The sequence below is a fragment of the Marinobacterium rhizophilum DSM 18822 genome (assembly GCF_000378045.1).
GTDB lineage: Bacteria > Pseudomonadota > Gammaproteobacteria > Pseudomonadales > Balneatricaceae > Marinobacterium_A > Marinobacterium_A rhizophilum.
In genome coordinates, this window is record NZ_KB899101.1 from 52,369 (window position 1) to 78,343 (window position 25,975).

24 protein-coding genes are annotated in these 25,975 nt (G+C 59.9%); 15 read left to right on the plus strand and 9 right to left on the minus strand.

The window, feature by feature from the left end; all coding sequences use genetic code 11:
• The first annotated feature begins 5 nt into the window (after positions 1–5).
• The 10 genes from F451_RS0114465 (at position 6) to F451_RS0114510 (ending at position 12,112) form a co-directional block, all read left to right on the plus strand.
• Positions 6–1,331, plus strand: coding sequence for an HlyD family type I secretion periplasmic adaptor subunit (locus F451_RS0114465; protein ID WP_020682101.1), 1,326 nt, complete (start codon positions 6–8; stop codon positions 1,329–1,331).
• Between the two features lies 1 nt (position 1,332).
• Entirely contained in the window at positions 1,333–1,965 is a 633-nt protein-coding gene (locus F451_RS25625; RefSeq protein ID WP_020682102.1) for a helix-turn-helix transcriptional regulator, read from the plus strand.
• Positions 1,966–2,002: 37 nt separating this feature from the next.
• Positions 2,003–3,358 carry a TolC family outer membrane protein gene (locus tag F451_RS25630; RefSeq protein WP_040879887.1) on the plus strand — a complete coding sequence of 452 codons (1,356 nt, stop codon included), beginning with the start codon at positions 2,003–2,005 and terminating at the stop codon, positions 3,356–3,358.
• 115 nt (positions 3,359–3,473) lie between these two features.
• Positions 3,474–4,508: a hydroxymethylglutaryl-CoA reductase gene (locus F451_RS0114480; protein ID WP_026291781.1), complete on the plus strand. Its 1,035-nt coding sequence runs from the start codon at positions 3,474–3,476 to the stop codon at positions 4,506–4,508.
• The gene (gene fni / locus F451_RS0114485) at positions 4,508–5,539 is read left to right on the plus strand and encodes a type 2 isopentenyl-diphosphate Delta-isomerase (protein ID WP_020682105.1); all 1,032 of its coding nucleotides are present in this window, start codon (positions 4,508–4,510) and stop codon (positions 5,537–5,539) included. Before F451_RS0114480 ends, fni begins: the two co-directional genes overlap by 1 nt.
• Positions 5,540–5,554: 15 nt before the next feature.
• A complete protein-coding gene (locus tag F451_RS0114490) occupies positions 5,555–6,721 on the plus strand; it encodes a hydroxymethylglutaryl-CoA synthase (RefSeq protein ID WP_020682106.1) in 1,167 nt (388 codons plus the stop codon).
• Positions 6,715–7,719: a mevalonate kinase family protein gene (locus F451_RS0114495; protein ID WP_020682107.1), complete on the plus strand. Its 1,005-nt coding sequence runs from the start codon at positions 6,715–6,717 to the stop codon at positions 7,717–7,719. The genes F451_RS0114490 and F451_RS0114495 overlap by 7 nt, the downstream gene beginning before the upstream one ends.
• A 65-nt stretch (positions 7,720–7,784) precedes the next feature.
• Positions 7,785–8,720, plus strand: coding sequence for a mevalonate kinase family protein (locus F451_RS0114500; RefSeq protein WP_020682108.1), 936 nt, complete (start codon positions 7,785–7,787; stop codon positions 8,718–8,720).
• 54 nt (positions 8,721–8,774) lie between these two features.
• Positions 8,775–9,770 (plus strand): diphosphomevalonate decarboxylase, encoded by a 996-nt coding sequence (gene mvaD, locus F451_RS0114505; RefSeq protein ID WP_156826498.1) that lies wholly within the window; start codon positions 8,775–8,777, stop codon positions 9,768–9,770.
• The gene (locus F451_RS0114510) at positions 9,767–12,112 is read left to right on the plus strand and encodes a DNA polymerase II (RefSeq protein ID WP_020682110.1); all 2,346 of its coding nucleotides are present in this window, start codon (positions 9,767–9,769) and stop codon (positions 12,110–12,112) included. Before mvaD ends, F451_RS0114510 begins: the two co-directional genes overlap by 4 nt.
• Before the next feature lie 17 nt (positions 12,113–12,129).
• Here F451_RS0114510 and F451_RS0114515 read toward each other — a convergent pair whose 3' ends face one another.
• From F451_RS0114515 to F451_RS0114525, 3 genes are all read right to left on the minus strand, one after another.
• A complete protein-coding gene (locus tag F451_RS0114515) occupies positions 12,130–13,140 on the minus strand; it encodes an adenosine deaminase (protein ID WP_020682111.1) in 1,011 nt (336 codons plus the stop codon).
• 151 nt (positions 13,141–13,291) lie between these two features.
• A complete protein-coding gene (gene gpt / locus F451_RS0114520; protein ID WP_020682112.1) occupies positions 13,292–13,789 on the minus strand; it encodes a xanthine phosphoribosyltransferase in 498 nt (165 codons plus the stop codon).
• 316 nt (positions 13,790–14,105) lie between these two features.
• A complete protein-coding gene (locus F451_RS0114525) occupies positions 14,106–15,476 on the minus strand; it encodes an 8-oxoguanine deaminase (protein WP_020682113.1) in 1,371 nt (456 codons plus the stop codon).
• A gap of 324 nt (positions 15,477–15,800) precedes the next feature.
• Here F451_RS0114525 and F451_RS0114530 point away from each other — a divergent pair, with 324 nt between their 5' ends.
• Positions 15,801–16,421, plus strand: coding sequence for a hypothetical protein (locus F451_RS0114530; protein ID WP_020682114.1), 621 nt, complete (start codon positions 15,801–15,803; stop codon positions 16,419–16,421).
• 71 nt (positions 16,422–16,492) lie between these two features.
• On the opposite strand, the gene hmpA is transcribed toward F451_RS0114530, so the two are convergent.
• Positions 16,493–17,701 carry an NO-inducible flavohemoprotein gene (gene hmpA, locus F451_RS0114535; protein ID WP_020682115.1) on the minus strand — a complete coding sequence of 403 codons (1,209 nt, stop codon included), beginning with the start codon at positions 17,699–17,701 and terminating at the stop codon, positions 16,493–16,495.
• Positions 17,702–17,950: 249 nt separating this feature from the next.
• Here hmpA and F451_RS26760 point away from each other — a divergent pair, with 249 nt between their 5' ends.
• Positions 17,951–19,219, plus strand: coding sequence for a GGDEF domain-containing protein (locus F451_RS26760; protein ID WP_020682116.1), 1,269 nt, complete (start codon positions 17,951–17,953; stop codon positions 19,217–19,219).
• Between the two features lie 66 nt (positions 19,220–19,285).
• Here the strand turns inward: F451_RS26760 and F451_RS0114545 are convergent, their stop codons facing one another.
• Positions 19,286–19,939 (minus strand): TetR/AcrR family transcriptional regulator, encoded by a 654-nt coding sequence (locus F451_RS0114545; protein ID WP_020682117.1) that lies wholly within the window; start codon positions 19,937–19,939, stop codon positions 19,286–19,288.
• Positions 19,940–20,157: 218 nt separating this feature from the next.
• Between F451_RS0114545 and F451_RS0114550 the strand changes: the two genes are divergently transcribed.
• Positions 20,158–21,039 (plus strand): DMT family transporter, encoded by an 882-nt coding sequence (locus F451_RS0114550; protein WP_020682118.1) that lies wholly within the window; start codon positions 20,158–20,160, stop codon positions 21,037–21,039.
• A gap of 37 nt (positions 21,040–21,076) precedes the next feature.
• Here the strand turns inward: F451_RS0114550 and F451_RS0114555 are convergent, their stop codons facing one another.
• From F451_RS0114555 to F451_RS0114570, 4 genes are all read right to left on the minus strand, one after another.
• The gene (locus F451_RS0114555; protein WP_020682119.1) at positions 21,077–21,688 is read right to left on the minus strand and encodes a flavin reductase family protein; all 612 of its coding nucleotides are present in this window, start codon (positions 21,686–21,688) and stop codon (positions 21,077–21,079) included.
• A 108-nt stretch (positions 21,689–21,796) separates the two neighbouring features.
• Positions 21,797–22,591, minus strand: coding sequence for an anti-sigma factor family protein (locus F451_RS0114560; RefSeq protein ID WP_020682120.1), 795 nt, complete (start codon positions 22,589–22,591; stop codon positions 21,797–21,799).
• On the minus strand, positions 22,588–23,085 hold the full coding sequence (locus F451_RS0114565; RefSeq protein WP_020682121.1) for an RNA polymerase sigma factor: 498 nt from the start codon (positions 23,083–23,085) through the stop codon (positions 22,588–22,590). The genes F451_RS0114560 and F451_RS0114565 overlap by 4 nt, the downstream gene beginning before the upstream one ends.
• Before the next feature lie 85 nt (positions 23,086–23,170).
• The gene (locus tag F451_RS0114570) at positions 23,171–23,542 is read right to left on the minus strand and encodes a COG4315 family predicted lipoprotein (RefSeq protein ID WP_020682122.1); all 372 of its coding nucleotides are present in this window, start codon (positions 23,540–23,542) and stop codon (positions 23,171–23,173) included.
• A gap of 180 nt (positions 23,543–23,722) precedes the next feature.
• Here F451_RS0114570 and F451_RS0114575 point away from each other — a divergent pair, with 180 nt between their 5' ends.
• Both F451_RS0114575 and F451_RS26765 read left to right on the plus strand, forming a co-directional pair.
• Positions 23,723–24,598: a sterol desaturase family protein gene (locus F451_RS0114575; protein WP_020682123.1), complete on the plus strand. Its 876-nt coding sequence runs from the start codon at positions 23,723–23,725 to the stop codon at positions 24,596–24,598.
• Positions 24,599–25,186: 588 nt separating this feature from the next.
• Complete coding sequence (locus tag F451_RS26765) at positions 25,187–25,939, plus strand: transferrin-binding protein-like solute binding protein (protein ID WP_020682124.1); 753 nt, start codon at positions 25,187–25,189, stop codon at positions 25,937–25,939.
• Positions 25,940–25,975 lie beyond the last annotated feature (36 nt).

Consider the following 25,975-nt stretch of genomic DNA (forward strand, 5'->3'; position numbering starts at 1 on the left):
TCGATATGAAAAGGATCGCCAACCGGCAAGATACCCAGTTCATGACCAGTATCAGCGAGGCCATGCTCGAGCAGACGCCGCGCAGTGCGCGTGTTCTGCTTTGGGCAATGGCTCTGTTCGTGCTGCTGGCATTGCTGTGGGCCAACTGGGCTGAACTCGATGAAATCAGTCGCGGTGATGGTGAGATTATCCCGTCGAGCCAGCTGCAGGTCGTGCAGAACCTGGAAGGGGGCATCGTGTCTGAAATACTGGTGCGCGAAGGAGACCTGGTCGAGCGCGGGCAGGTGCTGCTGCGTATTGACGATACCCGCTTTTCGAGTGCCTTTAACGAGAGCCAGGTGCGCGAGTACGAGCTGGTCGCCAAGTTGGCCCGCCTGCAGGCCGAAGCCGATGGAACGCCCTTCGTTGCCCCCGAAAACTACCCGCTAGAGTTCACGTTGCAGCTTGAGCGTGAACGTAACCTGTACCGTGCGCGGGAGCAAGAATTGCGGGCGAGTCTGGCGACCACCGGGCGTCAGCTCGAGCAGCGGCGCCAGGAGCTGCGTGAGGCAAAATCCAAGGAAGAGCAGATTCGCAGCAGTTACAACCTGCTGTTGCAGGAGCTGGATATCATGCAGCCGCTGGTGGGTGAGGGGGTTATTTCGGAAGTTGAATACCTGCGCCTGCGCCGTCAGGTCAATGACATGAAGGGCGAGCTCGCTGGTATAAGGCTCAGTGTGCCGCGTATTGAGGCGGCCATCGCCGAGAATCGTAGTCGTCTGAATGAAGGCGAGCTGCAGTTCCGCTCCAAGGCCCGTGCCGAGTTGAACGAGATGAGCGGCGAATTGGCCCGTCTGAAGGAAACGCTGCAGGGCATGCAGGACCGGATTACTCGAACTGAGGTTCGTTCCCCGGTAAAAGGCACGGTAAAGCAGTTGTTGGTGAATACGGTCGAAGGTGTGGTTCAGCCCGGCGATGAACTGTTGAACATCGTGCCCTGGGAGGATCGCCTGCTTGTGGAGGCGCGGGTGCGTCCGGCTGATATTGCACAGATTCGTGTTGGGCTGCCGGCAAGGGTCAAGGTTTCAGCCTATGACTTTTCTATTTATGGCGGGCTGGATGCGACGGTGGGATTTGTTTCACCGAGCACGATACTCGATGAGGAAAAACGCGCGTATTACCTGGTGCGTCTTGAAACCAGGCAGCCTTACCTGGGTAGTGCGGATAAAAAGCTGCCGCTGATCGCCGGCATGACGGTGAGCGTAGATATTCTGACGGGTAAAAAAACAGTAATGGATTACATTTTGAAGCCAATTCTAAAAGCCCGGGACCGGGCCTTTACGGAACGCTGATATGGAACTTGGTTTTTTTTCCGTGCACGCCAATGTTGCGAGTCGTTGGGATCGGTTGTTGTCGGGGTATCCGGTGCGTCAGCTACAGGCGGCGCAGCTGAGCGAGGGACTGCCTGGCGGGTTGTTATTGCTGCATCTGGATTCGGTGGCGCATGAACAGCGCCGAGCGTTGCTGCAGCGGCTAGAGTCCACGCAGCAGCTGTTCGTTATTATGGCGGACCGCCCGCAGAACGATGAAGGCATTCGCCTGCTTGCGCAAGGCGCCAAAGGCTATGCCAGTACTTTCATTACAGGCTCGCTGATGCAACAGCTGCTGGAAACAGTATGGCGCGGCGATATTTGGGCCTCGCCTTCTGTTATGCAGCAGTTGCTTAAACGGCTGTTAAATGGTCATCCCTTTTCTTTATTGTCGGTGCAGTCAGAAAAGGTCGGTCTGGCTGCTGATTTGAGCGAGCGTGAACAGCAGGTGTTGGATATACTGTTGACCGGTGCGTCCAACAAACAGATTGCCAGGGAATTACAGATTACGGAGCGAACTGTAAAAGCGCATATCAGTGCCATATTGCGGAAAACCGGGGCTGGAGATCGTGTTTCGCTGATTTTAATGGCACAAGAACGACAAACAATTCATTGAACGGTTGGCGCACGTCGCTACTAGGGAGATTCAAAAGATGAGCAAAAGGATAGGGGTTCTCTTGAGTTTGGCTGTCGCTTCGGCGATTCAGGTTGCCCAGGCGGCGCCGTTGGAGCAGGTGGTTTCCGACTCCATGCTGGAGAACCCGGAAGTGGCGGCAGCGCTAAATGCCAAGCGCGCCGTGGCTGAGGAGGTGCGCGAAGCCGTTGGTGGGCGCTATCCGGATATCGATCTGTTGATTGGTGTCGGCTACGAGTGGACCGACAGCCCGACAACCCGCAGTGCCCAGGACGCGACCGGCGGTAATGGTCAGGAAGAATTGTGGCGCCAGGAAGCGACGCTGAATTTCCGTCACATGCTGTTTGATGGCTTGGCCACCGAAAGCGAAATACAGCGCCAGGAAGCCCGGCTGCGTTCGGCCGATGCCCGTGTGCGTGAAGTGGCTGAACAGTTTGCGCTGGATACTGCCCGTAGCTACCTGGAACTGATTCGTCGCCAGGAGTTGCTGCGTCTGTCCAAGGAAACCCTCTACAACCACGTTCGCATCTATGATCAGATTCGCAAGCGCTCCGAGTCCGGTCTTGGCAGCCTGTCTTCCATTCAGCAGGCTGAGAGCCGTTTGGCATTGGCTGAGGTCAATGTGCTGGCTGCGGACAATAACCTGCGCGATGCCAAGGCCAACTATATCCGCGTGGTTGGCGTCGAGCCGCCTGAGCAGTTTGAGGTTCCGATGGGGCTGAACGTTCCGGCGAGCCTGGACGATGCGCTGGAGCAGGCTGCTGCGAATCAGCCGACGCTGCAGTTGGCGGAATCCGACATTGAGGCTGCCAAGGCCCAGTACGAAGCGGCCTACAGTCGCCGCTATCCCACATTCCATTTCGAAATGGAGCGTACGCTGTTTAACGATATCGACGGCGTAAGCGGTGATAACGAAGATTTTACCGCCATGTTGCGTCTGCGTTACAACCTCTATAACGGTGGCTCCGACGACGCACGCATTCGTAAAACCCAGTACCAGATCCATGAAGCCGAAGACATTCGCCACAGCGCTGACCGCCAGGTTGTACAAAGCCTGGGGCTGTCCTGGAACGCTTATGAAATCCTCGGCCAGCAGGTGAAGTTCCTCGAACAGTATGTGGCGTCGTCTGAGAAAACCCGCGACTCATACCTGAAGCAGTTTGATATCGGCCAGCGTTCGCTGCTCGATTTGCTGGATACCGAAAACGAGGTCTTCTCGGCCAAGAATACGCTTACCGACTCCACTTTTGATTACCTGATCGCCCAGTATCGGGTCCTTAATGGTACCGGCCAGCTGCTCAGTGCGCTGGACGTATCGCTGCCTCAGGATGGTGCCATGGTTGATGCAACAGAGATGGCGGGCACCAATCCGTAACCGGGTTGGTTTGCATCTGCTCTGGCGGCTGGATAAAATCCGCGCTGCCTGAACATTCATAGAGCTCAAGGGTTGCATGGCGCAACCCTTTTTAATTGGTGCGGCATACCCACTTATGAAAGCACACAAGATCCAACAGGCGCCCATACCGATGCGTTCGGTCGGGCCCATTCGTTTGACCGGGCACCTGGTTGACGAGAAGGTGTGGGTGCCGCTGGCGACCTACGAAACACCCTTGTGGCACTCCGTAGGACGCGGTGCGCGTATTTCCGTGCTTGCCGGTGGTATCAAGACGTCGGTGATTGATGAGCGCATGAGTCGTTCTATCTTGCTGGAAGCGGATGATGCCCTGGCCGCGCACGAGGCGCTGCAATCGATCAAGAGCCGGCGCGAGGCGATGAACGCGGTTGTGGGGAGCTCCAGTCGCTTTGCACAACTGATCGACATGCACTCCCAGGTGGTCGCCAATCTGATCTACCTGCGCCTTGAGTTCACTACCGGTGATGCCTCGGGTCACAATATGGTGACCAATGCCGCCGACAAGCTAATCCCCTGGATTCTGTCCGAGTACCCGGGGCTGCGCTATTCGTCGATTTCGGCCAACTATTGCTCAGACAAGAAGGCCACGGCGGTGAATGGCATTCTCGGTCGTGGCAAGTATGTGGTGACCGAGATCCTTATTCCGCGAGAGTTGTGCCAGCGCAAACTGCACACCACGCCGGAGAAAGTGGTCGACCTCAATATCAAGAAAAACCTGATCGGTACCTTGATTGCGGGTGGTCTGCGCAGCGCCAATGCGCACTATGCCAACATGTTACTGGCGTTTTATCTGGCGACAGGCCAGGATGCGGCCAATATTATTGAAGGTTCCCAGGGGGTCGTGCACGCTGAAGTACGCAACGGTGATCTGTACTTCTCCTGCACGCTGCCCAACCTGATCGTAGGTACGGTGGGCAACGGCAAGGGGCTCGATTTTGTCGAGGAAAATCTGCGCCTGCTGGGGTGCAAGGAAGACCGGGAACCAGGTGCCAATGCCCGCCGGCTGGCGGCAATCTGTGGTGCTACGGTGCTCTGTGGAGAGTTGTCTCTGCTGGCTGCGCAAACCAATCCCGGTGAGCTGATGCAGGCTCATCTCAAGCTGGAGCGATAATGTCGGACCCGACGAACGAGCGCAAGATTGAGCATATCAGGGCCATCGAGAAGGATCCGTCCATCGAGCGGGGCGGGGCCTGGTTCGACCGCATACACCTGCGACACCGGGCGCTGCCGAACCTGGACCTGGCCGCAATCGACAGCTCGACGACCCTCCTTGGCAAGACGCTCAGCTTTCCACTGCTGATCTCCTCCATGACGGGGGGTGATCATGCGCTGGTACGTACCATTAACCACAACCTGGCTGTCGCGGCTGAACGCTGCCAGGTCGCCCTGGCGGTGGGTTCGCAGCGGGTGATGTTCACGCAGCCCGAAGCGCGCTCCAGCTTTGAGTTGCGCCACCTGGCCCCGACCACGCTGCTGATGGGCAATATCGGTGCCGTGCAGCTGAACTACGGGTTTGATCAGCGCCAGTGTCAGCAGGCGGTGGATTGCCTGGAGGCTGATGCGCTGTACCTGCACCTCAATCCGCTGCAGGAGGCCATTCAGCCCGAAGGCGACACTAATTTTGCGGGTCTGGGCGAGCGTATAGCGGCCCTTGCGAGTACGCTGTCGGTACCGCTGATCCTCAAGGAGGTGGGCTGCGGCCTGGCACCTGAAGATATTGCAGAAGGTCTGGCCCGGGGTGTAACGCTGTTTGATGTGGCCGGCAGTGGCGGGACTTCATGGAGCCGGATTGAGTACCATCGCTGCGGCGGTGGCGAAGATCCGACCGGGTTGCGTTTCCAGGACTGGGGGACACCCACGCCGCTGGCATTGAAACTTGCCAAACCCTATTGCGACCGTGCCACACTTATCGCCAGCGGCGGTCTCAGAGATGGGATTGATATGGTGAAATCTGTTATACTCGGCGGCTCTTTGTGTGGCCTGGCGGCACCCTTTCTTCGCCCGGCCATGGAGTCTGCGGATGCCGTGGTTGCGGTGATTGAACAGCTGCGCAGAGAATTTAGAATCGCCATGTTTCTGCTGGGAACTCCGGATATTGCGTCGTTGCTCGGGAACCAGAACCTGGTTCTTGAGGAACGTTGAGGAACATAACCACCTATGTCAGTCGGTATTGATGAAATTAGTTTCTATACCTCGAACTACTACCTGGATCTGCGCACTCTGGCCGAGGCCCAGCAGACGGACCCGGACAAGTACTATGTGGGTATAGGGCAGGAAAAAATGGGCATGGCTGCGCCGGACGAGGATATCGTCACCATGGCGGCCAATGCTGCGATGCCGCTGCTCGCTGAAGGCGCCGGTGAACGCGTAACGACATTGCTGTTTGCGACCGAAACCGGGATTGACCAGTCGAAGGCGGCGGGTGTCTATGTGCACCGTCTGCTGGGACTGTCGTCGAATTGTCGCGTGGTTGAGCTGAAACAGGCCTGCTACAGTGCCACGGCGGCGCTTCAGATGGCCTGTGCCCTGGTCGCACGCAAGCCAGACAGCAAGGTACTGGTCGTGGCCTCCGATGTCGCCCGTTACGATTTGAATACGCCCGGTGAGGCGACCCAGGGCTGCGGTGCCGTTGCCTTGATGATCAGTGCCAAGCCGCGACTGGTGGAAATTGACCCCGAAGTGGGCAACTACACCGAGGATGTGATGGATTTCTGGCGTCCCAATTACCGGGCCACAGCGCTGGTGGACGGCAAGTATTCCACCAAGATCTATCTCAAGTCGCTGAAGAAGGCCTGGGAAAATTTCCGCACCGTCAGCGCACTGACGTTCAATGATTTTGGTCATTTCTGCTACCACCTGCCGTTCGGACGCATGGCCCAGAAGGCGCATCAGTACCTGGCCAAGCTGAACAAGTCTGCGCTGAGTCCTGAACAGCAGGAGTACCAGATCGAAGATACGCTGCTGTACAACCGTGCGATCGGCAACAGCTATACGGCCTCGATGTATATCGGCCTGGCATCCCTGCTGGAAAACGGCAAGCGGAGTCTGGCGGGCGAGCGCATCGGCTTTTTCAGCTATGGCTCGGGCTGCGTGGCGGAGTTTTTCTCCGGCAAGGTGGTGGAAGGCTACGAACGCTGGCTGCACCGTGACCGGCACCGTCAGCTGCTGGACGCGCGCCAGGCGCTGAGCTACGACGAATATCTGCAGCTGTATCGCTATCCGGACCCCCGTGACGGCGAGCACCATGACCTTCCGGCGGTTACCACCGGGCGCTTCCGCCTGGCGGCGATTTCCCATCACAAGCGCGAATACGTTGTGTGTTAAAGCAAGTCTGCGCCCCGGGCAAAATCATACTCAGTGGTGAACACTCGGTTGTCCATGGGGCGCCGGCACTGGCGCTGGCGGTGGACCGACACATGCGCGTCAGCTTTGAGTCCGACCGTCTGCCGCGTCTAAGCTGGCAGACCCACGAAAAGACCCATGTACTGGGATTCGACAAGTTTCATTCCCTGCGCACACGGCTGGATTCCTATTTCGAACGTTACCTGCGCGGCGAGCTGACCATCGGGCAGATCCTTAAAAAGCCCGCCGAACTGGTGTTCTACGCCGTGGATATGGCGCGTCTGTTGTCAGGACTCGAACACTTGCATGGCGGACGGGTCAAAATCGACTCCGATATCCCCATTGGGGCCGGTATGGGCTCATCCGCTGCCCTGATCGCGTCACTGCTCAAACTTTTTGGCCAGTTTGAAGACCTCGATGAGCTGGTACAGCAGGTGCGTCACTGTGAACGTCTGCAGCATGGCCAGGGCAGTGCCATTGATGCGGCGACGGTCTGCCACGGCGGGCTGGTGCGCTTGCGGGGCGGGGTCATAAGCCGCTTGCCGCTGGCCGAGCAGGGACTGGGGCGCGGCTGGTACTGGCTGTTTACCGGCACGCCGGCATCAAGCACCGGCGCCTGTGTTGACCGGGTGCGCCGCAACTTTACGGGCTCGTCCATCTGGAGCGAATTTGCCGAGGTGACCTGCCGGGTGGAGCAGGCCCTGCTGCAGGGGCTGCCGATGGTTGAGCCGGTGCGGGAAAACCACCGTTTGCTGACGCGCATTGGTGTCGTGCCGGCACCGCTGGTGCGTCTGGCCGAGCAGGTGGAGCAGCGCGGCGGTGCCGCCAAGGTATGCGGCGCCGGTTCCGTATCCGGGGATCAGGGCGGACTCATGCTTATCTGGCTGCCGCAGGGTACGCCGGATGCGCTGCATCTGGCGCCGGACTGGCGCTGGGGTGAACTGAAGGAAGAGCGTCAGGGCGTACACTGGCTGTCGTGAGCGTTTGGGAATCGGCAGCCACACAGTTTGCAACGCCGTTATCCGTTAATGGAGAGTCGATCGGCATGAATGAGTGGACAGGCATCAGGGTCAGCGCGCCGGGCAGCATCATGGTCATGGGCGAGCATGCTGTGCTGTTCGGTCACCGGGCCATTGCCTGCGCGGTAAACCGCTTTATGCACCTGCACCTGGTCCGGCGCCCGGACCGGGAAGTGCATGTGCGCTCAGCGCTGGGTAACGCCAGCGGCACCCTGGATGCGCTACCGCAGGATGAAAACCTCAGTTTTGTGCTGGCCACCATCGGCCTGTTCGCCGACCGGCTGCCGCGTGGTTTCGAACTGGATATTGAATCCGAATTTTCCCATACGGTGGGGCTGGGGTCCTCGGCGGCGGTCACCGCCGCGCTGGTAGCCGCACTGCTGGCCTGTTGCGATGAGGGCACCGCGCCCGAGTACGTGTTTGACCGCGCCCTCGCGGTGATTCACCAGGTGCAGGGGCGGGGGTCGGGCACCGACCTGGCCGCCAGCGTGTATGGCGGCCTTATTGGCTATACAGTCGCGCCAAGGCGTGTCGATCCGCTACCGGGCCTGCCCCCCATCAGCTTGTATTATGCGGGCTACAAGACCCGTACACCGGATGTGCTGGCGCGGGTGGCGCAGTCTTCGGTTGGGCTGGAGCCGCTGTATAGCGGGCTTTATGCCCTTATGCACAGCACCACTGAGGCGGCAGAGTCAGCCATTCGAGCGCAGGACTGGCCTCAGCTGGGCAGGCTGATGAATCTCTATCAGGGGCTGATGGATGCGCTGGGTGTGAATGACCAGACGCTGGCGCAGATGATTTATCGCCTGCGCAGCAATCCAGAGGTGATGGGCTGCAAGATATCGGGCTCAGGCCTGGGTGACTGCGTGCTGGCGCTGGGCAACGATGCAGCGCTTGCGCAGGATTTTCAGCGCATTGAGGTGGCGGTCAGTGGCCAGGGTTTGCGCCTGGAGCGCTATTGAGGCGGCCCGCGGGCGTCAGTACATTTATGGAGACCGGCAGGGGAGATGCAGCACATGATCACTAAACAACAGGTTGTACAGGCGCATCTTCCGGCGACGCTGACGCCGCGTGATGAAGCCGAAGCCTTTGCGCCAAGCAATATTGCGCTTTGCAAATACTGGGGCAAGCGCGATGCCGAGTTGAACCTGCCGATCAATGCGAGTCTGTCAGTATCGCTGGCACACCTGGGCACGCGTACCCGCTTGGTTCACGCCACCGATGGCCGTGACCGGGTCTGGCTCAACGGTGCAGAGCAGGCCGCTGACAGTGCCTTTAGCCAAAAGCTGCTGGCCTTTGTCGACCTGTTTCGCGCCGGTCACGCCTTGCCGGTTCATGTGCACACACAGAACAATATTCCGACGGCCGCGGGGCTGGCCTCGTCGGCGTCGGGCTTTGCCGCCCTCACTCTGGCGCTGAATGAGTGGCTGAATCTTGAGCTTGCGCCTGCGGTCCTGTCGGCCTTTGCCCGCATGGGCAGCGGCAGCGCCTGTCGGTCTCTGTTTGAGGGGTTCGTGCAGTGGGAGGATGGCATTCGCGATGATGGTATGGATTCCCACGGCGTCAGGCTGGAGGCGAGCTGGCCCGAGCTGCGCATTGGCCTGGTCAAGGTGGCGACCGGCGAAAAGGCCGTCGACAGCCGTGCTGGCATGAAGCGCACCATCGAAACGGCGCACCTGTATCAGAGCTGGCCGCTGCAGGCCGCCGCCGACCTGACCCGGCTGCACCAGGCTATCGGCGAGAAAGACTTTGCTCTGCTGGGCCAGACCGCCGAGCAGAATGCGCTGTCGATGCATGCCACCATGATCGCATCCTGGCCGCCGCTGCTGTACTGGACACCGGATTCGGTGGCTGCCATGCAGCAGGTCTGGCAGTTGCGAGAACAGGGACTGGCGCTCTATTTCACCATGGATGCGGGCCCCAACCTCAAGCTGCTGTTCGAGGCCGGTGATCAGGCGCAGGTCGAGCAGGCCTTTGCGGGACTTGAAGTCGTGGCGCCTTTCAGCGCTTGAGCGCGCCGCCTGCGCTGACGGGCTTTGTACTGAGCCGGCAGCAGCGCGATACCCCGGAGGGCATCGAGCTGAGCTACTGGCTTTGTACTGATGACGGTGCGCAGGAAGTGCGCATCCCGGGCCAGAAAGCGGTCTTCTTTATCCGTTGCAGCCAGGCCGGGCAGGTGCGTGAACTGTTGCAGGACCTGTCGGGCTGGTCGCTGGTCGAACTGGAGCTGCAGGACCTTACCGGTGCGCCGGTGTCTGCGTTGTACTGCTCGAGCCTGAAACTGTTGCGCAGCCTGATCGAGCGCCTGAAACGTGGCGCCATCGCGCTGCTGGAAGAAGATATCCGCCCGGTCGATCGCTATCTCATGGAGCGCTTCATCCAGGGTGGCGTCAGTGTTCACCGGCGCACCGACGGCAGCGCGCTGCTGCGCCCGGTTGAGTACGGCGCGCGGTTGCGCATGTTGTCCATTGACCTGGAAACGACCCTTAACGCCGATCGCATCCACTCCATCGGGTTATACGGCGATGGTATGCGCAAGGTGCTGATGCGCGGCCAGGGCCGCACGACCGACTGGCTCGAGTTTCTGCCCGACGAACGCGCGTTGCTGAGCCGGCTGATGGCGCTGGTTGCAGAGTTTGACCCTGATATCTTCATCGGCTGGAACGTTATCGAGTTTGATTTTCGCGTGCTGGCGCAACGCGCCCGGGCCCTGGGCGTGGCGCTCTGCCTGGGGCGGGATTCAAGCCCTCTGCAGCTGATTGAGTCGGCCGGCGGCAAGGGGTTTGTACGCCTGGCGGGCCGGCTGGTGATCGATGGTATCGACACCCTGCGCGGCGCCACCTTCAGCTTTGAGAGCTTTTCGCTGGAGCATGTGGCGCGGGTCTTTCTGCAGCGTGGCAAGCTGGTCGACAAGGTAGATACCCGGGGCGAGGAAATCCAGCGCCTGTTTCGCGAGGATCCGGAAGCGCTGGCGCGTTACAATCTGGAAGACTGTGTGCTGGTGTGGGATATCTTTGCCAAGGCGCAGCTGCTGCATTACCTGGTGGAGCGGGCCCGCCTGACCGGACTGGCCCTGGACAAGATCGGCGGCTCCGCGGCGGCATTCGACAACCAGTATCTGCCGCGCCTGCATCGTCAGGGGTATGTGGCGTCCGAATATGCATCCGGCCAGTCGGGTCTGTCGATTCCCGGCGGTTTTGTCATGGAATCGGTGCCGGGGCTCTATCGCCAGGTGCTGGTGCTGGACTTCAAGAGCCTGTATCCCAGCATTATCCGCACCTTTTGTGTTGACCCTTACGGCATGGCCCAGGGGCTGCGCGACGGGGCTGATCCCGATGACCTGGTGCCGGGTTTTAACGGGGCCATTTTTTCCCGTAGCCAGACCATTCTGCCGCGCATTATCGAGCGTCTGTGGCAGGCCCGTGACGAGGCCAAGCAGGCGCATAATGCGCCCCTGTCCCAGGCTATCAAGATCATCATGAATTCCTTCTACGGCGTGCTGGGCTCCAATGTATGCCGCTTCTTCGATCAGCGCCTGGCCGGCTCCATTACCCTGCGCGGTCATGAAATTCTGAACCGGACCCGGGATGAGATCGAGCAGCGTTTTGGCTTTCGAGTGATCTACGGCGATACCGATTCGGTGTTCGTCTGGCTCGGCGACAGCTGCACTGATGCACAGGCGCATCGCAGCGGTCAGGCGCTGGCGCAACACCTGAATGACTGGTGGCGCGAGCAGCTCATGCAGCGTTTCGGGTTGCCCTGCCACCTGGAAATCGAATACGAAACCCATTACCACCGTTTTCTGATGCCCCGCATGCGCCATTCCGACAAGGGCAGCAAAAAGCGCTATGCCGGGCTTAAACGTCTTGAGGGTGGCGGCGAAGAACTGGTCTTTCGGGGGCTGGAAAATGTCCGTACCGACTGGACGCCCCTGGCACGGCGGCTGCAGCTTGAACTCTATGAGCGCGTTTTTCACGACCAGCCCTACGAGGACCTGATTCGCGATACCGTGGCACGGGTGCTGGCCGGTGAACTGGATAGCGAGCTGGTATACCGCAAACGGCTGCGCCGGCCACTGGATCAGTACCAGCGCAACCGGCCGCCCCATGTGCAGGCTGCGCTGAAGATCGAGCATGAAATGCAGCGCCAGGGGCGACGCAGCCCGTTGCGCCCCGGTAGCCATGTGGAGTATCTGATTACAGTGAACGGGCCGGAGCCGCTGGGCTGGGTGCGCTCACCGCTGGATTATCAGCACTATATCGATCGCCAGCTCAAGCCGGTGGTGGATACCCTGCTGCCCTTTCTGGGGCAGGACTTCGATGCCCTGGTCGCGCCCCAGTTCGGGCTGTTCTGATGCGGGTATTTTGCGGGCTATGTGCCGTACTCGCTGACAAAGGCATCGAGCCGAGCCTGTAATGCCGCCCTTTCTTCCTCGCTGACAAAAGCACTGTCAAACGCATTGCGGCTGAGCTGAATCGCCTGGGCGCGGGTCAGCGACAGCGCTTCGTGCAGGGCCAGGAAATTTTCCTCCATATAGCCGCCGAAGTAGGCTGGATCGTCTGAGTTGATGGTAATGCGCAGCCCCTGCTGCATCAGCTGGAGTACATTGTGGTCCTGCATCTGGTCGAATACCCGCAGGCGCACATTGGATAGCGGACAGACGGTGAGGGGAATCTGCTCGCGCGCGAGGCGTTCGATCAGGACCGGGTCTTCGCTGGCCCTGACGCCGTGGTCGATACGGGCGACCTTAAGCAGATCCAGCGCCTGCCAGATATACTCCGGTGGGCCTTCTTCGCCGGCGTGGGCCACGGTGAGCAGGCCCAGGCTGCGGGCGTGATCGAACACGCGCTGAAATTTGGCCGGTGGATGGCCGGCTTCGGAGCTGTCCAGGCCCACGGCGACGAAATGCTCGCGATAGGGCAGCGCCTGGTCCAGGGTGTGGGCGGCCTCTTCCTCGCTCAGATGGCGCAGAAAGCACAGGATCAGGCGGCTGCTGATGCCCAGCTGTTCACGGCCATGTTGCAGTGCCCGGGTTATGCCGCGGATGACGGTACCGATGTCGATGCCGCGGGCGGTATGGGTCTGCGGATCAAAAAATGGTTCAGTGTGGATGACGTTCTGAGCTTCACACTGCTTCAGGTACGCCCAGGTCAGATCGTAGAAATCCTGCTCCGTTTGGAGTACACCGGCCCCCTGGTAGTAGAGGTCGAGAAAGTCCTGCAGGTTGCCAAAGTTGTAGGCCGCACGGATCTGGTCAACGGTGTCGTAGGGCAGCTCAATGCTGTTGCGCCGCGCCAGTTCGAACATCAGTTCGGGCTCGAGGCTGCCTTCCAGGTGCATGTGCAGTTCGGCTTTAGGCAGGCTGTTGAGAAAGTATTCCATGGCCATGATCTCCTTTGCGCAGGTCCGGATCTCCACCGGTACTCACCGGTGGATCAACACTCTGAGTTAACCCGAAAAGGTGCCAGGATGCCAGTGCAGCCTGTGACCTGGCGCTGCAGCAGGCGCAAGCCCGATGCGCAAAGGAGGGGGGTTAGCGGTCGGCCAGCGGGGGCGCGAAGGCGTAGTCCATGTCCCAGGGGAAACGGATCCAGGTGTCCTGGCTGACCTCGGTGATAAAGGTATCCACCAGTGGTTTGCCGGCGGGTTTGGCATAAATGGTGGCGAAGTGGGCCTTGGGCAGCAGGTCGCGCACGCACTGGGCGGTTTTGCCGGTATCCACCAGGTCGTCGATCAGGATCATGCCTTCACCGTCGCCCTCGACGCTTTTGAGAATGTTCAGCTCACCGCGCACCATGGCGGCGGCGCCGCTCTCATCGCCTTTGGCGTAGCTGGTCACGCAGATGGTATCAATCAGGCGGATGTCCAGTTCGCGGGCCAGGATAGCCGCCGGTACCAAGCCACCGCGCGTGATCGCAATAATGCCCTTCCAGGGGCCCAGTTCAAGCAGGCGCCAGGACAGCGCGCGGGCATTGCGATGCAGTTCCTCCCAGGATACCGGGAAGTCTTTGCGGTAGGGCACTGAAGCCATGAGTCTGTTCTCCTGATCGATTAGGGGCCGGCACAGCATTGCGCGGGTGCGGCGATGCGGAATCATAACCGATTAGTCAGGCTTTGCTAAACAGTAACCCGTGAACAGTGTCCTGTTGACAGAGTGCAGGGGGGGTAGCGACGCAGGGTACTTTGCTCCAGGGGCCGCCTGAAATCGGGCGTCGCGTAACCCACCCTATCGATCATTCAGATTGATTGATGTCGGCTGGCCGGTGTCATAATCACCCGTATTCTTTAGAAAGTCGCCGTCCGTCGGCGACGACCTGTTGGCCCGGGAGGGGGCGGCTAACACCATCCTACGCCGTGGTCGACATTGCCTTTTGGGCCAGGCGGCGCGCGGCGGCCCTGTGGTCGGCGACCAGCTGCCCGAGATCGATGTCCGGCAGGGTGCCATCAATGACTTTCCATGCGCCGGCGACCATCACGCGGTCGGCTTGCTGGGCGCCGCACAACAGCAGCGCCGCCAGTGGGTCGTGGCTGCCGGAAAAACGCAGCTCATCGAGTCGGAACAGGGCCACGTCCGCCTGTTTGCCGATATCCAGCGTGCCGATATCATCACGTCCCAGTACGCGTGCCGAGCCCGCGGTCGCCCAGCGATAGGCATCGAAATGGGTGACCTTGGCGGCGCCATAGCGCAAGCGTTGCAGGTACAGGGCCTGGCGGACTTCATTGATCATGTTGGAGCCATCGTTGGAAGCCGAGCCATCCACACCCAGTCCAATGGCGGCGCCTGCGGTTTCAAGCTCAAGGTTCCGGCAGATCCCCGACGCCAGCATCATGTTGGAACTTGGGCAGTGGCAGATTCCGACACCGGCCGCGCCCAGGCGCTGGATTTCGCGCTCATCGAAATGAATGCCGTGGGCCAGCCAGGTGCGCGGCGACAGCCAGCCGACACTTTCGAGGTAATCCACGGTGCGCATGCCAAAACGCTGCTGGCAGAAGGTTTCTTCGTCCAGGGTTTCGGCCAGGTGGGTGTGCAGCCGTACATCGAGGCGTTCGGCCAGGGCTGCGCTTTCGCGCATGATGTCGGTCGTGACCGAAAACGGGGAGCAGGGGGCCAGAGCGATCTGGATACGGGCACCCTCGCCACGCTCGTGATAGCGGTTTATCAGACGTTCACTGTCGAGCAGGATCTGCTCCTGGGTTTGTACCGTGTTCTGGGGCGGCAGGCCGCCGTCCTTTTCGCCCAGGCTCATGGAGCCGCGGGTCAGCATGGCCCGAATCCCCAGGGTGCGCGCCACTTCCACCTGAATATCGATGGCCTGCTCCATGCCGGCAGGGAACAGATAGTGATGGTCGGCGGCGGTCGTGCAGCCGGAAAGCAGCAGCTCGGTCAGTGCCAGCCGGGTGGCCAGAGCGTGCATTTCCGGCTCCAGGTGGGCCCAGACCCCGTACAGGCTCTTGAGCCAGGGAAACAGCTCCTTGTTGAGCGCATCCGGGTAGGCACGGGTCAGTGTCTGGTAAAAGTGGTGATGCGTGTTGATCAGTCCCGGTATGACGACATGTTCGCTGGCGTCATAGGTGGTTTGGCAGGGCTGCGCCGGTTGCTGGCCGAGCGCCAGCACTTCAGCAATGCGCTGGTTCTCGATAACGATGCCGCCGCGGGCATCCCGGTCGGTGCCGGTGAAGATAGCCAGCGGCGTTTTGATCCATAGACGCGGGTTCATGGTGGAGTCCTCAAACAGTTAGATCGTCGACAGTGTGCTCAGGCGGCGCTGTCGGTCCGGTCGGGTTGTTTTAGGCGTGAACCCTTCGCCACCGCCATCGGAGCGGGCGCTTGGCGCTGTCCTGAGGCGTTGTTGCATACAAAGTTGTGTATACAAAAATATGGGTAATGGTGTGCATTATGCGATGCCGGGCGCCAGTCGGCAAGTCGGTGTTACAGGCCCCCGGCAAATCGTCTGCCGGGTACGGAGCGCCTGTACAGCAGGCTCAGGCTGCGTTCATACTCAGGGCCCGATACTGCTGATTTTCTGCCGGAGTTGCTTCCCATGGTATGCCGATTTTCGTTCAAGCGTTTCACCGCATTGGCGCCAGTGGCGCTGGGACTGTTCTGTTTGCTCGCAGCATCGGCCCAGGCACAGGACCTGTCGGCGCCGCAAGCCGAAGCCTATGTCGCGCTAATGCCGCAGGTCAGGACCTTCGCCAACCAGCTGGATCCGGCGCTGGGGCAGCGCCTGCGGGCAGAATTGCAGCCCGTATCCGGTGAAGCCTTTCGGCCTCATGCGCGGGGACTGGATATTCTGCAACGCCAGCAGCCGAACCAGTTCCAGGCGCTGGACCAGCTGGCGCGCAGCGGGCGTTTTGTCAACGCGCAGTCCTGGGCCTGGGTCGGTGACCGGGTACTGATGGGCTATGCCGCCCTCAAGGCGGAAGCGGCCTACCCGCAGATACTGGAGCTGGCCCGCAGCATGCAAACCATGGACCCTGCATTGCAGGCCATGATGCCGCCACAGTTTCAGACCCGTGTGGCCCAGATTGGTGTGATGGCACAGGAAGTGGCCAAGGTCTCCGAGGCTGACAAGACGGTACTGCGGCCGTTGCTGCCGCAGCTTGATGCGCACTGGAAAAACGAGTGGCAGCAGTACCAGTCGAGTAACAGTGCGCGCTGACTTGTCGTCTATCATCCTGATCCACCCGGTCGCTGCTGCCGACCGGGTTTTGACTCAAGCCAGGTGCTGCCTCAAAGTGACTGGTGAGGACCAAAGAGTTCGTAGTGCAGGCGATTGTCGGCGACGCCCCAGGCCTTCAGCTGGCGGTGTATCGACTGCATGAATGGCAGGGGACCACAGAAGTAATATTCCGTCTTGTCCCCATTGATGGCGGCGCGCAGCGGTGCCAGGTCCATCAGGCCTGTGTTCTGGTAGTCCTGGTCGGCGATATCCGTCGCCAGAGGGGCCTGATACCAGGTAAAGCTGTGCAGCAGGGCATCGTTGGCGCACAGGCCTGCTACGTGCTCGGCAAAGGCATGCTGGCGTCCGTTTTCGCAGCCATGCAGGTAGTAGACCGGCGCCTGCCGGCCTGTCGTCTGTGCCAGGTTGTTGAACATGCTTAGCATGGGTGTCAGGCCCACACCGCCGCTGAGCAGAACCACCGGGGCTTCGTGCTCCACGTTCAGGAAAAAGTCACCGGCCGGCGGTAGCAGGTCAATCTCATCGCCTACCTGCAACTGAGTGTGCAGGTAGGAGGAAACCTGTCCGGGGACTGGCGTGTCTTCGCGCTTGACGCTGATGCGATAGCTGCGCCCGTTGGGGGCGTCGGACAGTGAATATTGGCGAAACTCGTGCTGCTCAAGGCTGGGGTGGCTGATCGAGACGGTAATGTACTGGCCAGGCTTGAAGGTACTCACCGCTTTGCCATCCACCGGTGCAAATTCAAATGACGTAATCAGTTCGCTTTCCTGTGTCTTGCCAATCAGGCGAAAGCGCCGCGTGCCGCGCCATCCGCCGGCGGTATCGGCGGCCTGGTCATAGATTTCGGCCTCACGACCGATAAAGATCTGGGCCAGCTGCTGGTAGGCAAGTCCCCAGGCTTCAAGGACTTCGGGGGTGGCGGCATCGGGTGCCAGCTCGCGGATGGTTGCAAGCAGGTGGTGTCCGACAATGGCGTACTGTTCGGGGCGAATCAGGAAGCCGGTATGTTTCTGGGCAATACGCTCTATGGCCTGGCTCAGCACGGCGGGGTTATTCAGGTGGCGGGCATAGGCGAGAATGGCGTTGAAAAGTGCGACGGGCTGCGCGCCTGATTTCTGATGAGCGAGGTTGAACACGTCCTTGAGTTCCGGATTGTCGCGGAACATACGAGCATAAAAATGTTCAGTCAGTGCAGTACCAGCGGACTCCAGCAGTGGCAATGTGGACTGGACAGTCTCGATGTGACGGGCTTGCAGCATGATTACGTCCTTTAAAATGTTATTTAGGTACATGTTTAAAGATGCATTATCTATATATGTTTATTGAAGTCAAGCTGTGCATTGCCGCTTGAGGGAGAGTTGATCAATTTATCGCCCCTCTTGTCGCGTAAGGGTGACAGTCATATAAGTAAGGGTCTATGGTCAACAGAGTGATGGGGGCCTTGACATACTCTATTGTTAGACTTGCGCTGGGATCTTGCCCCGCACCCATCTGGAGGTCGATACCCCATGAGTCCGCTGGACGCCCGCTATCTGCGCAGGAAGCTGCTGGAAGCTCAGCATGAGCAAACGCCGGTTGCACTGTTCGGAGGGGCTTTTGTGTCGGCGTGTGCCGGTGGTTATTACTGGTGGTTAACAGAGCAGACGTTTTATATTTACTGGATGCTGGCAGTGGCCCTGGTGATTCTGTCGCGTCTCGCATTGTTTCTGAGTTTTTCTGCCTGGCGCAGGGGGGCATCTGAAAAAGCAGTGGACTCCGCCATTTGGCGACGCCTGCATGCGCTGGGTTTTACCGCCGCCGCCCTGACGTGGTCGACTATCAGCCTCTATGTTGAATACAGCCTGCCTTTTGCCGATGCGGCTTTGATCTATGTCTGTCTGGCCGGGATGGTCGCGGGCAGTGTGGTCAGTACAGCGTCGGTATCACCCCGGATGTTTCTGGTCTTCGCGAGCATTGCGCTGCTGCCGCTAGCGCTGGTGCTGCTGATATCGTTTGAACCGCAAAAAATCGCGATGGGGCTGGTATGTTTGGGCTTCTTTGTATTTTCCCTGCGTGCCATTTATCGCATTGCGGACATCTTCGAAGGCTTTGTCGCCAGTGGCGTAGTGAATGAGCAGCTGCTGCGCGAATTGCGCCAGGAGCAGCGTCAGGTGCTCAAGCTGAACGAACAGTTGCGTGAAGATATTGAAATACGCGCGCGTACCGAGCAGCAGCTGCGCGTGGAAAAGCAGCGAGCCGAGTCTCTGGCCGAAAAATTATACGAACTCTCGTCGATCGACGGCCTGACGGAAATTCCGAACCGGCGCTATTTTGACGAGCACTTTGCCGAAGAATGGAGCCGCGCGTTGCGTGTGCAGTCGGTGCTGTCGCTGATTATCTGCGACATCGACTATTTCAAGAATTTTAACGACCGGTATGGACACCTGATGGGCGACGACTGCCTGAAGGCGGTCGCCAGAACGCTCGATCTGCATGCACGGCGGGCGGGCGATACCGTGACCCGGTTTGGTGGCGAGGAGTTTGCAATCATCCTGCCTGGTATCGGGTTGCAAGACGCGTGCATGCTGGCCGAGCAAATGCGAGAGGCTGTCATGGCACTGGGTATTTCGCATGGCGATTCACCCGTCAGCAAGCAGGTAACCATCAGCATGGGTGTCGCCTGTACCATCCCGAGAAAGGATAGCCGGCCCGCTGAACTGTTGCGCCACGCCGATGAAGCCCTTTATCGTGCCAAGCATCAGGGACGCAATCAGGTGGTCAGCGCCGGTGCCGTGTAGCGCGTTTCTGATGTTCCCACGCAGGGCCTCTGCCGGTTTAACCGTAGCTGGACATGCTGGCGTGTCTTAAGCGTCGACGCGTATGCCGCAGCCTCGAAGAATAATTTCAGTGAGCGTCTGCGTTGCCGTTTCGTAAACGTCCGGCCCAAGCGACTCTTCGCCCAGTGCCGCTTCAATCTGTACGGCAAAGTCAGCATAGTGCTGGGTAGAGCCCCAGAGCAGGAATATGAGGTGGGCCGGGTCGATGGCGTTCATCTTGCCGGCGGCAATCCAGTGCTCAAATACGGCGGCCCTCTGTTTGAACCAGGTGCGATAGTCCTGTTTGAAGAATGAGCTCAGGTGAGGCCCGCCACTCAGAATCTCCATCGCAAAAATGCGCGAAGCCAGGGGGTACTGGCGGGAAAAGTCGATTTTTGCGGCGATATAACGGGGTAACACTATGGCCGGGTCATCTTCTGGGCTCAACTCATTGAAGGTGCTGTCCCAGAGGTCGATAATGTTCGCCAGCACGGCGTAATAGAGGCCGAGTTTGTTACTGAAATAGTAGTGAATATTGGCTTTGGGCAGGCCGGCGCGATCTGCAACGCGCTGCATGCTGGTGCCCTTGAATCCATGGCAGGCAAATTCCTGCTCAGCGGCACTGATAATCAGCTTTTCATTTTGCTGCCGAATGCGCCCGGCGGGTTTGTCTGCACTGTGAGCATTTACTTCAAACTGCATGCCTGCGAACTCTTGTGACCTGAACGATGGGGGCATTATAAGGGATCGGATGCTGTTGCGGGCGACTCCTTCTGGTCCGGGAGCGAGGGGCGGGATACTGATGGACTGCAATTGCAAATCTGTGCGGATGAGGGGGGACCCCGATCTCTGTACAGGTGATGGGCTTTTGCGTGTTTCAATATGATTCAATCAGGTGGTGAGCTAGGGATGGACATTCGATGATGGGCAAAAACCTGCAGGCCGACCTGCTCATGCTGCTGGTTACCTTGCTGGCGGCCATGGGCTGGATATTTTCCCATGAGGCACTGAGCGAGATGCCACCTCTGGGCTTTATCGGGGTGCGGTTTTTGCTGGCGGGGTTGCTGGTGGGAACCCTTGGCTGGCATCAGGTGCGCAGGTTGCCGCAGCACGCCTGGCACCGTGCCGCTGCCACCGGTGTGGTCATGGGGGTGTCCATGCTGTGCTGGATTCTGGGACTGTCCACGGCCGCCCAGTTGGGGGTCGGCGCCTTCATTACCAGTTTGAGCGTGGTGCTGGTACCGGTGCTGGGCTGGCTTTTTTTCCGCCAGAAACCGGCGACCAGCACCTGGTTGGCCTTGCTGGTGGCGGTACTGGGGCTGGGCAGCCTGTCACTGGAGGCGGGGTTGAGTTTTGCAGCCTCCGACGGCTACTTTGCGGCGGCGGCGGTCATGCTGGCGTTGCATTTTAACCTTAACAGCCGTTATGCGCGCAGCATTCCGCCGGTGGCGCTGACCGGTATCCAGCTGGGGATTGTGGGACTGATTGCGCTATTGGCATCCTGGCTGACGGAGTCCTGGGACATGCCTGTCAGCTGGGACGGGATCGGCTGGCTGCTGGCAAGTATCCTGATCGCAACCAGCCTGCGGTTTTTCCTGCAGATCAAGGCACAGGGCATGGCGTCGGCCAGTCACGCGGCCATCATCATGACACTGGAACCGGTATGGACTGCACTTTTGGCCATGCTTTGGCTCGATGAGCAGATGAACGTTCAGCAGCTGATTGGCTGTTCGCTGATCTTCCTGTCCCTGCTGATAAACCGCTGGCGCTGGCTGTTGCACAGGCCCAAACCCGCGGCTTAGCCGCCGGGATCGGGGCTGTGAGTTTTTGACCGGTTGCTCAAGATGGCCGTGCAATGGAAAACAGCTCGCCGAGTCCCGCATACTGCGCGCCTCCCAGGCGAGCCAGTGGATCCAGTGCCGCGGCGTCAATTGTGTGGCGGCCATTGTGCTCGCTCAGAATGTCGTCGCTGACGTAGAACTGGCGTACCCGTGCGTAGACGATGGCCTGTTCAGCCGGGCCGAGGTAGTGCACATCGTGGAATTCGCAGTGCATGGCAATGCCTGCATCGGCGATGCGTGGCACATCACAACCCTCAAACTCAGACAGTTCCAGGTCCAGCGATGCCAGTTCAGATTCCTCGTACTCCAGGCTGGCGGAGCTTGCGGTGACTGCGGCGGCATGATGCCGGGACGGTATCTGGATAACAAAGTCCCGCTTGCTGAGAATGTTACGACGTGAATCCTTGATCTCGCCGCCGTCCTTGCGGCCGATCGACAACATCACCAAGGGCGGGTCCGAGCAGATGGCATTAAAAAATGAAAAGGGCGCCAGGTTCAGGCTGCCATTGTCGTTGTGGCTCAGAATCCACGCAATGGGGCGAGGCACCAGGCCCTGCGTCATGAGGTGATAACGGCGATTGGGCGAGAGGGTTTCGAGGTCAAAGATCATGGGGCGACTCGGTACTGTTGGCGGGTGGGGTGGCGGGTGAAATGGTGGCTGCGCCCGTCACCGGCAAATGCCAGCTTAGGGGCTTTGAGGGGTGTCGGCAACCACCTGTCAAAGCACCAGTGCCTGGTATACCTGGCTCGACAGCTGCGATAGCCGGGCCCGGTCGATGCGCCCGCTGAGGCTGTAACCCCAGTGTTCGTCTACCCAGTAGAAGGTCGATACCCCCTGGTGTTCGCTGAACAGGAAACTGCTGGGCTGGCTGTTGGCCGCCGCAGCAATATACAGGGTGATACGTTCGCCCCCGGCATCCTGATACATCAGCTGGGCCGCAGGGCTGTCCGTCGCCGGCAGCAGGCGCCCGCCGAGCAACTGAAAGCCAAGGCCGCTAAGATCGGGTGCTGCCAGCGGGCGCTCCAGTCGTTTGGAAAGCCATTTCAGCAGGTGCGCCTGTTCCTGCTCGCCGACCTCGACGGGGTGGCGTACCTCCACGCTGTAAAGCGCATGGGCCTGCATGGCGTTCTGCACAAAGGCGGGCCGACTAGCGGGCTCAGAGGGAGCCGTGGCCCAGAAGGGCAGCAGCAGCGCGCTGCAGACTGACCCCAGAGCGAAGGCTGCCAGTGTTGGCAGTGCCGGCCGGCGCAGCCAGGGCCGGGCAGGCGGCGTTTGACGGGGCGTCAGCGCGTAGTCGTCGAGGCTGCGATGATCGTGCATCGGATTGAGCTGCGCCAGCAGCCGTTGGTCCTGTTGCAGTGCCTGCCAGTAGGCCGCCTGCTGCGGATGTTGGCCCAGCCAGTCATCGATCCTGTGTTTTTGTGGCTCTGGCAGCCGTGCCGTCAGCCACAGCTCCATCTGGTCGGCATCGAAGGGCAGGCCCTCGTACGGGCTGTTGTTCGGGGTACTCATTGCTGTTCCCGGTAGCGGTGGTCGTCGGCCTGCTCGAGCAGTTTGCGCAGTTTTTGGCGTGCCCGGTGCAGGCGGGACATCACGGTGCCCTGGGGCAGATCCAGAATGTGGGCAACTTGCGTGTAGCTGAAACCCGCCTGGGCGACGAGCAGCAGCAGCGATCGGTCATCCACCGACAGGCATTGCAGCGCCCGGTGAAGACCCAGCGAGTCATCGGAGAAGGGGTGCTCCACCGGGTCGCCATAGAGTGTCACCAGGCTGGGAAAGTGTTTTTCCCGGGTTTTGCCTTGCTGTACCTGATTGACGAAATTGTTGTGCATAATGCTGAACAGCCAGGGCCGATGTTTGCTGCGCCTTAGCCACAGCGGCATGTTGCCCAGTGCCGACAGCAGGGTTTCCTGCACCAGGTCTTCGGCATCGCTGGGCGCGTAGAGCAGCGAGCGGGCATAGCGGCGCAGGCCTGGCAGATGTTCTACGAGGTCGTTCTTGTTCACAAGAGGCGGTCCTTGAAGCGGCAGATCACCGGTGTCGCCGGAACCTGCCGCGGGCGCGTTCTGTCAGCGGTTCTGTGTCGGCGGATCAGGGGCGAGCCAGATGCCAGACGTCCTTGAGGCCATCTCCGGTGATGTCACCCGGCTGCTGGTCCTTGATGAAACCATACAGCGGCGCGCCTTTGTAGGTCCACTGCAGGCTGCCATCGCTACGTTCGCTGATGGCGAAGTCGCCATCCGCTTCGGCGCCGGCTTCTGCCAGCAGCGGCGGCCAGTTCTGGGCGCAGGCGTCATAGCAGGCGGACAAGCCGTTGCTGTCCTTGTCAAAGGTATAGAGGCTCATGCCCTGCGCGTCGGTAAGGATCTCGCCCTTGGTGCTGTCGCCGGTCATGGCGGGAGCGGCGAACAGCGGGGTGCTGATCAGCAGGGACAGAGCAGTGGCCAGTGTAAATTTACGCATGTTGAACGATTCCTTCAGTTGTTGGGTCTTCACACACATAAACAACTGGACGCTGCTTTTATTCCCAGGGGCTGCAATTATTTTTTCAAGTCGTTGCGCCGGCGCGTGTGAGTTTGCGAGACTGGCGCGGTTCTGCGACAGGCCTGTGGGGCTGCGTATCATTTTAACGGGAGAGGCCCTATGTCCGAGTCAGCGCTGCGCCTGCTGATATTTGTGGCGATCTTCGTGCTGGTGGCCCTGAGTGAGCATGCCTGGCCCAGGCGACCGCGTCGTCAGGCGCGGTGGACGCGCTGGCGCATCAATATGGGCCTGCTGGGGATCGATATACTGGCGCAGCGTTTCACCCTGGGGGCCGCCGCCGTCACTATGGCCGTCTATGCGCAGGTACAGGGCTGGGGGTTGTTTAATCTGCAGGCCTGGCCCCCATGGCTGAGCGCGGTGACGGGGTTCGTGGTACTGGATCTGGCCATCTATCTGCAGCATCGGCTGTTCCATCGGGTGCCCGTGTTATGGCGCATTCACCGTGTGCATCACACGGATCTCGATCTCGACCTGTCCAGCGGCTTTCGGTTTCATCCGCTGGAGATCCTGTTGTCGTTGCTGTACAAGGTCGCGCTGGTCGCTGCGCTGGGCGTCAGTCCTGTCGTGGTACTGGTGTTTGAGGCGACGCTCAGTGCGGCGGCACTGTTTAATCACGCCAATCTCTGCTTGCCTGCACGCCTGGATACCGCTCTGCGTTGGCTGGTGGTGACGCCGGACATGCACCGGGTACACCACTCTGTTGTTCCGGCGGAAACCAACAGTAATTATGGCTTCTTCATATCGCTGTGGGATCGATTGTTTGGCAGCTACCGCGCCCAGCCCGCCGCAGGGCATGTGGGCATGGAGATCGGCCTGCGCGACTATCAGCGCGAAGACCGGCTCGGTCTGTGGCAACTCGTGCTGATACCGTTCAGGCAGCCGGATCCGGTCCAGGATAGTGCAGGTCGCCCAGATCCAGTCGACTCAGTGGGTGTCAGGCGCTCAGATAGCGGTAGCAAGTCGAATGTGCGCTAGGGCGGCTGCCTGGATATTCCCCGCAAAATCACCTGGCCGCGGGTCAGCCGTTCCCGTGTTCCCGCCACAGCACGTCACTCGTTCTACCCTTAACGTAAAACCCGTTCTACAGTTAAAGAGTCGTTCTTGCCTTCATTCTGGAGCAGTACCGAAGCAGGGTGCCGGCACTATATAACCGGGCGGACAAACAGGTTCTCTGCCTGTTTGTACGTTACCCCACATGCTCTTTAACCCAAAAGAGTAGACGCAACTGTGTGAAGGTGCTGGTTTTCGTGGGGGGGCGTATTGGGCCATCTTGTTCAAAGGAAGGCTCAATGATGAAGCTGCCATGCTTCATGTATTAACCCGCCGGCTTAATACGTCGAATAGCCGTACACTGGCATCGGAGTACGGCCCGTTCCACTCACTGCTCCGATGCCGTGGGGACTTACCATGAAACGACAATGCCTTTCTCCCTCACTGGCTCTTGTTTGTGGATCTCTGTTGCTTTCCGGCTGCGGTGGTGGTGGCGGTCTCTCGATCAGATCTGGGTCTTCCTTTACGAACTGGGCGGCGATCGTCCCTCCCCAGACCGTAACCGTATCCGGCATGTCGACCGAGAGTACCTACGAAGCACCTGCCCCTGATTTTCTGGTAACGGACATTGGCACTGCACGCGAAAGTCGTTCCTCTTCGGCGACCCTGACCTACGGTGCCGACGGCTTTCTGACCCGAGTGCGAATCAGAACCCCCTTTTCATCGGTCTCCTGGGATAAACGCGACGGTGATTTAGTCGACACGGACAGTGGCGTCGTCTTGCTGGGAAACGCGGCCGAAACGGCCCTTGGGCTGGCGGCCGACCCCTTCGCGTTTGGCTGGAATTTTCAGACCTTTGGCGCCTGGATAACAGGGTTGGGCACCGGCGCCGGGCGAGCAGGGGCTATCAGTATCGGCGCACCGTCACCGGGTGATGGCGTTCCCGGCTCGGGTTCGGCGACCTTTACCGGGCTGACGCTGGGTCATTATGTCGATACTGCGGGCGAGGCTTACTCCACGGCCAGCACCCTGAGGGTGGAGGCGGACTTTTTTGATCGCGAGCTGGATTTTCGCACCAACGATACCGCCAAACTCAATCTGCATACGCTGGTGGATAGCGATGCGGACAATCTGGACCTGACGGGCACACTTACCTATGGATTCGGCAGCAGCGCGTTCAGTGGCGCTGTAGCCGGCGATGGACTCGACGGGACGGCGAAGGGGCGATTCTACGGCCCGCGTGCGCAAGAGCTTGGCGGCTACTTCAATTTGCGCGGTACGGGTGTCGAGGCTTACTCCGGTGCCTTCGGTGCAGACCGGCCTTGACTGGCGGAACCACTGTGGCGGTGGGGCCTGACCACA